Genomic DNA, 7,785 nt, shown 5'->3' on the forward strand with positions numbered 1-7,785 from the left:
GATCGAGATCGAGGTGACGGGGCTGGGGCGCCTGGCCAACCGTGTGGTTGCCGCGCCGGCGCCGCGCGCCGACGTCGGGCACCAGCCGGCGGACCGCGCCAGGCGTTTCGAACGCGCCATAGCAGAGATGCTCGACAAGGGAGGTGCCGGCGAGGTCAGCGTCGAAAAGGTGCCCCAGGGAAACATCGTATCGATCGATGGCGAGTTCGCGCTGATTCTCACGCCTGGGGACCTCGACACCACCGGCGCGCAGACGCTTGAGGCGATCACGGAATCGACGCAGCAGGCGCTGCGAGGTGCCATCGATGCAACCAGAGAGTCGCGGGATCGCCGCATGCTGCTGCGCGGCGCAACCGAAAGCGCACTGGCGACGCTGATCGCGGTGCTGGCCATCTGGATCGGCTGGCGCGTTCGGCGCGCGACATTCGTGCGCACCGCCGATCTGTTTGAATCCAAGGCCGCCGGCATGCACGTCGCGGGCGCGCCGCTGGTCCACAGCTCGCGCATGCGTGCCATTGCGCGAAGCCTGGTGAACGTTGTTGCCTGGTCGGCGGCCGTCCTCCTGGTCTACGAATGGCTGGTCTTCGTGCTGACCCGGTTTTCCTACACCCGCCCCTGGGGAGAGGAACTGGGCAATTTCCTGGTCGGCGTCTTCCGGCATATCGGCAACGGCGTGCTGGGGGCGCTGCCCGATCTGGCGATCGCCGCGGTCATCTTGCTGCTTGCGCGCGGAGTGATCGGCGCAGTCCGGCCCATCTTCGACCGCGTCGAGCGTGGCTCGGGCGCCATCGGCTGGCTCGATCGCGATTCGGCCGCCCCATCCCGGCGAATCTTCAGCGTGTCGGTCTGGTTGTTCGCGATCGCGATGGCCTACCCCTACCTGCCGGGATCACAAAGCGAGGCTTTCAAGGGGATCACCGTGCTGGTGGGCCTGATGCTGACCCTCGGCGGCTCCAGCCTCGTCGGGCAAGGTGCGAGCGGCCTGATCTTGATGTATTCGCGCACGATTCGAATCGGGGACTATGTCCGCATCCAGGATCAGGAAGGCACCGTCACTGAACTGAGCACCTTCACGACCAAGATCCGGACGGGACTGGGCGAGGAAATCAGCCTCCCCAATTCCCTCATCATGGGATCTGTCACCAAGAACTATTCGCGCGCCGCGCTGGGCCAGGGCTTCATTCTTGACACCGTCTTGACCATCGGCTACGACACCCCATGGCGGCAGGTCGAGGCCATGCTGATCGAAGCCGCAGGACGCACGGAGGGCATCCTGGAAACGCCGAAGCCCCAGGTGTTCCAAACCGCGCTGTCGGATTTCTATATTGAATACCGCCTCGTCTGCCAAGCCGTTCCGGAAAGACCTCGCACGCGGGCGGAAGTGCTGCACATGTTGCACGCGAACGCGCTCGATGTGTTCAACGAAGCCGGCGTCCAGATCATGTCCCCCCACTACGTCGGCGATCCGAGAGCGGAGAAGATCGTGCCCCCGTCTCAATGGTCCTCGCCATCGGCGCGCAAGGCCTGAACGCACGCAGTACCTCGGGCTACGGTGGATCGACACTGCCCTTTAGGGCAGTTGCCATCCCATTGGGGCCGGTGTCATCATCGCGCGGGCCGTCGCAACAGTGCACGGACCACTATCTGCAAGGAAGAAGGGCAAACATGAAAGCGGAACTGGTGAAATGGATGGTGCTCGCCGGGGCGGTCAGCCTGACGGTTGGCTGCGCCAGCAAGGTCGATCCGATCAGCCAAGGGGAGAAGGCCGACGCTGCCAGAGGCGTGGCCGCGCCCAGCATTGCAGAGACCAAGGCGATCGCGGAAGAGGGGTTCGTCTACGGCCTTCCGCTCGTGATGAACTATGCGGTGATGTATGAGTTCGCCGTGGACTCGAAGTCCAGCCAGTTCAAGGCGCCCTTCAACCAGATCAACAACCAGCACCACGTTGCCACCTACCAGGACACGGCGATCGTCACGCCCAACAGCGACACGCCCTATTCCTTCGTCTGGCTGGACCTGCGCGCAGAGCCGATGGTGATTTCGGTGCCCACCGTGGAGAAGCAGCGCTACTACGCGGTGCAGCTTATCGACAGCAACACGTACAACTACGGCTACATCGGCACCCGCGCTACCGGCAACACGCCGGGAGACTACATGGTGGTCGGCCCGGACTGGAAGGGCGAGACGCCCCCGGGCATCAAGAAAGTCTTCACCTCGACGACCCCGTTCTCGCTCTCCCTCATCCGCACCCAACTCTTCAACCCGAAGGACATCTCGAACGTCGAGAAGGTGCAGGCGGGCTACAAGGCCCAACCGCTGTCCGCGTTTCTGAAGCGACCCGCGCCGCCGGCCGCCCCGGCCGTCAATTTCGTGCCGGCCACGACTGCCGGGATCAAGCAGAACTACTTCGAGTACTTGGACGCTGCGCTTCAGTACGTGCCGGCCACCCCGGAAGACAAGGAGCTGCGGGCCAGGCTCGCCCGCATCGGCGTCGGGCCGGGCAAGACCTTCGAGTTCAAGGATCTTTCGCTCGAACACAAGGCCGCCGTTCTGCTGGCCATGAAGGAAGGCGACGAGAAGGTCGACAAGTTTGCTGCCAGCGGGGTGAAGAATGTCAATGGCTGGAGCGTCGGCTCGTTCTTCGGCGATCGTGCGTTCTTCAAGGGCGATTGGCTGATGCGCGCTGCCGCTGCAAAGTCCGGCATCTACGGCAACGACCCCGCTGAAGCGACGTATCCCTTCACCCGCGTGACGGCGACCGGCGAGACCATCGACGCCAGCAAGCACAACTACACGATCACCTTCCCCGCCGGGCAGCTTCCGCCTGTCAACGCCTTCTGGTCGGTGACGATGTACGACGGCAAGAGCCAGCTTCTGATCAAGAATCCGCTCAACCGCTACCTCGTCAACTCGCCGATGGTGTCGGCGATGAAGAAGAACGCCGACGGCTCGCTCACGCTCTACATCCAGAAGGACTCGCCAGGCAAGGCGCTTGAATCCAACTGGCTGCCTGCGCCGAACGACACCGTCTACCTGGTGATGCGCCTGTACTGGCCCAAGGAGTCGCCGCCTTCGATCCTGCCAGCCGGCGCAGGCACGTGGAAGCCACCTGGGATCGTGGCGTCGAAATAGGCCCCTTTATCGGGCCTATGAACTTTCGCACCTTAATCGCGAGCCGCAGCCTTCTAGGCGCGGCACTGGCGCTCACTGCAGTTCACAGTCACGCCGACGAGGGCGGCGTGCCCTTCTGGTTCTCGGGGCAGTACTCGAGCCTTTCTGCCACACCGGCCACGCCCGGCTGGTCACTCACGACGATGGGCTATGGCTACAGCGGCAGCGCCTCGACCGGCAAGCTGCTGCCCCGAGGCAACACCGTGTCGGCCGGGGTGAGCTCTGATGTGGCGTTGCTGCTCGCACAGCTGAGCTACGCGCCCGAGACCCTGTGGCTGGGCGGCCAGGCTTCTCTGGGCGTGGGGTTCGGCTACGGAAGGAACTCGACGAAGGCGGACATCTCAACGTCCGCCCTTGGCACCCAGCTGAACCGCACCGATACGGTCAACGGCTTCACCGACCTTTACCCGGTGGCAAGCATCGCCTGGACACAGGGCGTGCACAACTGGATGACCTACGCGACTGGTGACATCCCGGTGGGCGCCTACGACAGCAAGAGGCTCGCGAACATCGGTATTGGGCATGCGGCCTTCGACGCCGGTGGCGGCTACACCTATCTGGATCCGCAGAGCGGGCGCGAGTTCTCGGTCGTGGGCGGCTTCACCTACAACTGGGAGAACTCGGACACCAAGTACAAGAATGGCGTCGACTCGCATATCGACTGGGCGGCGTCGCAATTCCTCTCGGCCAACTGGGAGGTCGGGCTGGCAGGCTACGTGTACTACCAGCTGACCGGAGACAGCGGATCGRGCGCCAAGCTGGGGCCGTTCAAGTCTCGGGTCGCCGCCATCGGACCGGAAGTCGGGTACGCATTCAAATTTGGGGGGCTGCCGGCGTATGCCAACTTGCGCGCCTACTATGAGTTCTGGGCGCAGAACCGGGTCTCGGGCTACGCGGTGTTTGCGACGCTGACGCTGCCGTTCGGGAAGTGACTCCACGGTCCGGCGCAGCGAGGTCCTGATCGACAACGGGTCAGGTTGATTCCGCAGCGTGCATTTTTCAAGAATCGCGTTTCAAGCCCAGAATGCGGCGACGCGCCCGACGAACCAGAATCCCGCTACCGCGCCGATGGCATACGGCGCAGCCTGAGCGAAGCGCCGCTCGACGACGAACGGGATCCCTACCCGTCGCGCAAACCAAAACGTCCCCAGCAAGGTGCCGATGAAGGCAAGTTGCCCCAGTTCGACGCCGATATTGAACGACAGCAGTGCAAGGGGGATGTCGCCGCGCGGCAGGCCGATCTCGGACAGCGCGCCCGCGAAGCCGAAGCCATGCAGCAATCCGAAGCAGAAGGCGATCACCCAAGGCCATCTTGCCGTCAGGCTGGATTCGCCTCGCCTTGCGCGAATGATTTCGCTGGCGAGCAGCAGAACGGAGAATGCGATCGCAGCCTCGACTGGCGGTCCTGGAACATGGACCACGCCCAGCGCCGCGAGCGCGAGCGTGATTGAATGTGCGAGCGTGAACGCGGTGATGGACCCTATCAGCGCCCGAGTACCTCGCGCGATCAACAGCATCGCGAAGACAAACAGCAAGTGATCGTACCCACCGAGAATATGCTCGATGCCGTGCCTGATGAACGCGCCAGCGATGGCGAGTGGCCCCTCTGGCGTCGCAGAAATCTCGACCCAAGGTTGCGACGACCGCACCAATGTCGTCGTCTCACCATCAGCGAGCTGCACGCGTACCAGCACGTCCGTGATCGTGCCTTGCAAACCGGTGAACTCGATGCGGCGACCCGCGAGGCTGCCCGGCACCTCGATCACGCGGCGTTCGACCAGCGAATCCGAGAGCTCCTGGGTGTGCGGCGCGACGACGTCATGCGTCCCGTCGGGAAGCTTGAGAACAACCGGCAGCGGCATGCCCGCGAGCACCGGCGTTCGCCAAAGAACGTCATAGCGCTCGGGCGTCGTTTGCCTGAGCTCCAGGTATGCGGGTCGCGCGTCGTGCGCGGCGGCCGGGAAAGCGAGTGCGATCAGCGCCACACCGAACAGAGCATGCGCTCCGCGGCCCATGACCAAGCGACAAAGCGCGAGCACGGCTTTCACTTCGCAGCGCCAGTTGGGGGCTGAGGGTTCGGCCCATCCTTTGCTGCCGGCAGCACGATGTCGTAGCGCGCGCGCATCGCCTCGTACATCCGGCCCTTTACTTCGTCACGTCGATCCTCGATCCATAGGGACCTGACGTTCGCCTCGACCTCCTCGTATTCAGGGATCCGCTGAGGTGTGATCGACTCTGCGAACACCACATGCCACCCGTAACCGGACTCGATCGGGCCAGCCCACTGGCCCGGCGCGAGCTTCACCAGGGCACGCGCGAAGTTGGGACCGAACTGCCGCGCGATCTCGTCGAACGGTCGATCACCGTAGTACTGCTGGTACATGAACGGATCGCCCGCCGTAGCGATGCCTGGCGAATCCATCGGCTTGCCGTCAAGTTGGGTCAATGCGCTCTCGGCATCCGCCCGGACCTTCGCGCCGCGGCGATCGGGAGAGAAGTAGATGTGGCCGAACGTGATGCGCGGAGGCAGCGCGAATCTCTCACCGTTCTTCTCGTACCACGCCTTCAGTTCCTCTGGCTTGGGCTCCTCCAGCTTGGAGACGTCCTCGGCCAGGAACTCCATCTTGCGTGCGAGCTGGCGCTGAACGATCGTGTCGCCCTTGTCGAGCCCGAGCGCCAAGGCTTCCCGATACAGGACCTCCTGACGAATCCTGTCCTCCACGAGCCGTTGCATTTGCTCCGGCGTAGGCGGCGCGCGTCCCGCCAACATCCAGGTGGTGGCAAGCTGTTTCAAATCATCGTCGGTCAGCTCGATGCGACTCCTCTTGTCGAGGGCAGTCGAGTCGGGACTGACAGCCTTCCACGTCGCAAAGAGGAGAACGCCGACAATGAGAAATTGGAGCAAAGGCTCCCGCAACAAGCGAGCAATCATCGCGACTCAGTTGAACGGTGCGAGTTCAGTCACGTTGGGAATGATCTCGTAGTTTGCATACCCGAACTCATTGCTCCGCGCACCGACGTATTTGTCGCCGACCTTGTAGACCGCGATCTCGATCGGGGTGCCTGCGAGCACGGTGACGATCTTCCCATTGTTGATGAAATACGAGCTGGCATTCGCGAGATAGCTTGCGTCGGCCACATTGCCTGTCAGGCTGGGGAGCGTCATCTTCCTTCCGACGTAACGCAACTGGAACTGCGACTGATTTCCTGCGAATTGTTGCGTGATGTACCCGGGCTGAAGTGGCTCAGCCGGCTTGCCCGACGCGCTCTTGCCCGAGGCGCCATAGACGACCTGGTACTTGTCGCCAGTGACGTTGTTCTGAAGCCACGGCGACTTCGATACGAGCAGTGCCTTCAACTGAGCATCGTTGAGCCGCACCGCGCCTTTTCCTTTCAGATCGGCCAGCGTCATTCCTGCCCTTGCATTCCTGCGCGCCTCGGGACTGGGCGTGTACCAGATGGGCGAAGTCCACGCCCGTTCTTGGACCGTAGCGGGGACCACGTCGGGAGGTGCCACGCCGACTTGCTTCGCCTGGATCGTCGTCCAGCGTGGCGTCGGGATCTCCAGCACGCGAGCGTAGTAGAAGGCATTGAGGCTCGGATCGAACTCCGGATCGGTCCACATCGTCTTGAGTTCCACTGATCCGATCGAATTCGTGTACGTGGCGCTTTCGACGTCAACCGTGCTGCCGATCGGCGGCACCACGCCGGTCCATTTGTCAGCCTTTCGATCGCCGGCCCACGTCACATCGAATATCTTCTCGAAGCTCTGGCCGCTCTTGGTCCAGCCCTTGACGATCTGGATGCGGTCGAGGTTGCCCGAACTCGGGTCCTTCAGTGCCCAAACCAGGAATTGCGGCGCCTTGCCTTTCGGGGGTGGCAGGTCGCCGCCCATCGGCACGCCCTTTGCGTAGCCCGTCTTCACCCAGCCCGCGTCGCCCAGCGTGTTCGCCGCGTAGTCCCACCCACCGAACAGGCGAACCTTGATGTGCGGACCGCTGACCGCGAAAGTTTCCTTGCGCTGCATGGCGTCGAAGATCGAGACGCGCGTGTTCTCTTCCGCCCAGGCACCGGTCAACCCGGCGGGGCCGACGACGCGCGGATCCATGCCGGCGAAGAGACGGCCGGAGAGCCTTTGCTCGGGCGTCCCGTCGGCGACGCCCGCCTGCCCGAAGTAGTTGTTCTGGCGATAGGACACGGCCGTGTTGTGCGAATCGGAGGCTGCGCCGAAGCCGAACTTGAAAGGATTGAAGCCCTTGGTGTCCTGCATCGCAAGACCATCCTTCAGCGCCTGCCTGGCGTAGCTGCCGACGATGTGGGGAAAACGGCCTTCCGGATCGCCCAGCAGGATCGACATGACCTCGAATCCCGCGAACTCGTCGTTGGGTGAAAGCAGGGGATGCGTTTCGGACTGCCCCTTGATCTGCTTGATCTCGATCAATCGCTCATTGCGCTCCCGCGATGCGGCATAGGCGGCGTCGATCGGCCGTCCCTTGGAGTCGACCTCGGTGGGGTACATGCGCCCGTCCGAAAGATTGGCGTTGTGCGAGATGGCCAGCAGCTCATTGCCCGCCTTGCGCTGAGCATCCATCCAGTTCCAGAGGTCCACGGGAT

Annotated in this window: 6 protein-coding genes; 3 read left to right on the plus strand and 3 right to left on the minus strand. The window is 63.3% G+C overall.

Annotated elements, in window-relative coordinates; translation table 11 throughout:
* The 3 genes from AC1D2E_RS33680 to AC1D2E_RS33690 all read left to right on the plus strand — a co-directional run.
* On the plus strand, positions 1 to 1,528 hold a 1,528-nt coding region (locus tag AC1D2E_RS33680), incomplete at its 5' end, for a mechanosensitive ion channel family protein (RefSeq protein WP_478201433.1).
* Positions 1,498 to 3,132: a DUF1254 domain-containing protein gene (locus AC1D2E_RS33685; RefSeq protein WP_478201434.1), complete on the plus strand. Its 1,635-nt coding sequence runs from the start codon at positions 1,498 to 1,500 to the stop codon at positions 3,130 to 3,132. The genes AC1D2E_RS33680 and AC1D2E_RS33685, both read left to right, overlap by 31 nt.
* A 17-nt stretch (positions 3,133 to 3,149) precedes the next feature.
* Positions 3,150 to 4,103, plus strand: a complete 954-nt coding sequence (locus tag AC1D2E_RS33690; protein WP_478201435.1) for a SphA family protein — start codon at positions 3,150 to 3,152, stop codon at positions 4,101 to 4,103.
* An 81-nt stretch (positions 4,104 to 4,184) separates the two neighbouring features.
* Here the strand turns inward: AC1D2E_RS33690 and AC1D2E_RS33695 are convergent, their stop codons facing one another.
* The 3 genes from AC1D2E_RS33695 to AC1D2E_RS33705 all read right to left on the minus strand — a co-directional run.
* The gene (locus AC1D2E_RS33695) at positions 4,185 to 5,219 is read right to left on the minus strand and encodes a HupE/UreJ family protein (protein ID WP_478201436.1); all 1,035 of its coding nucleotides are present in this window, start codon (positions 5,217 to 5,219) and stop codon (positions 4,185 to 4,187) included.
* Positions 5,216 to 6,103 (minus strand): peptidyl-prolyl cis-trans isomerase, encoded by an 888-nt coding sequence (locus tag AC1D2E_RS33700; protein ID WP_478201437.1) that lies wholly within the window; start codon positions 6,101 to 6,103, stop codon positions 5,216 to 5,218. Before AC1D2E_RS33700 ends, AC1D2E_RS33695 begins: the two co-directional genes overlap by 4 nt.
* A gap of 6 nt (positions 6,104 to 6,109) precedes the next feature.
* On the minus strand, positions 6,110 to 7,785 hold a 1,676-nt coding region (locus AC1D2E_RS33705), incomplete at its 5' end, for a DUF3604 domain-containing protein (RefSeq protein ID WP_478201438.1).

The sequence above is a fragment of the Variovorax sp. P1_H2 genome (genome assembly GCF_056405295.1).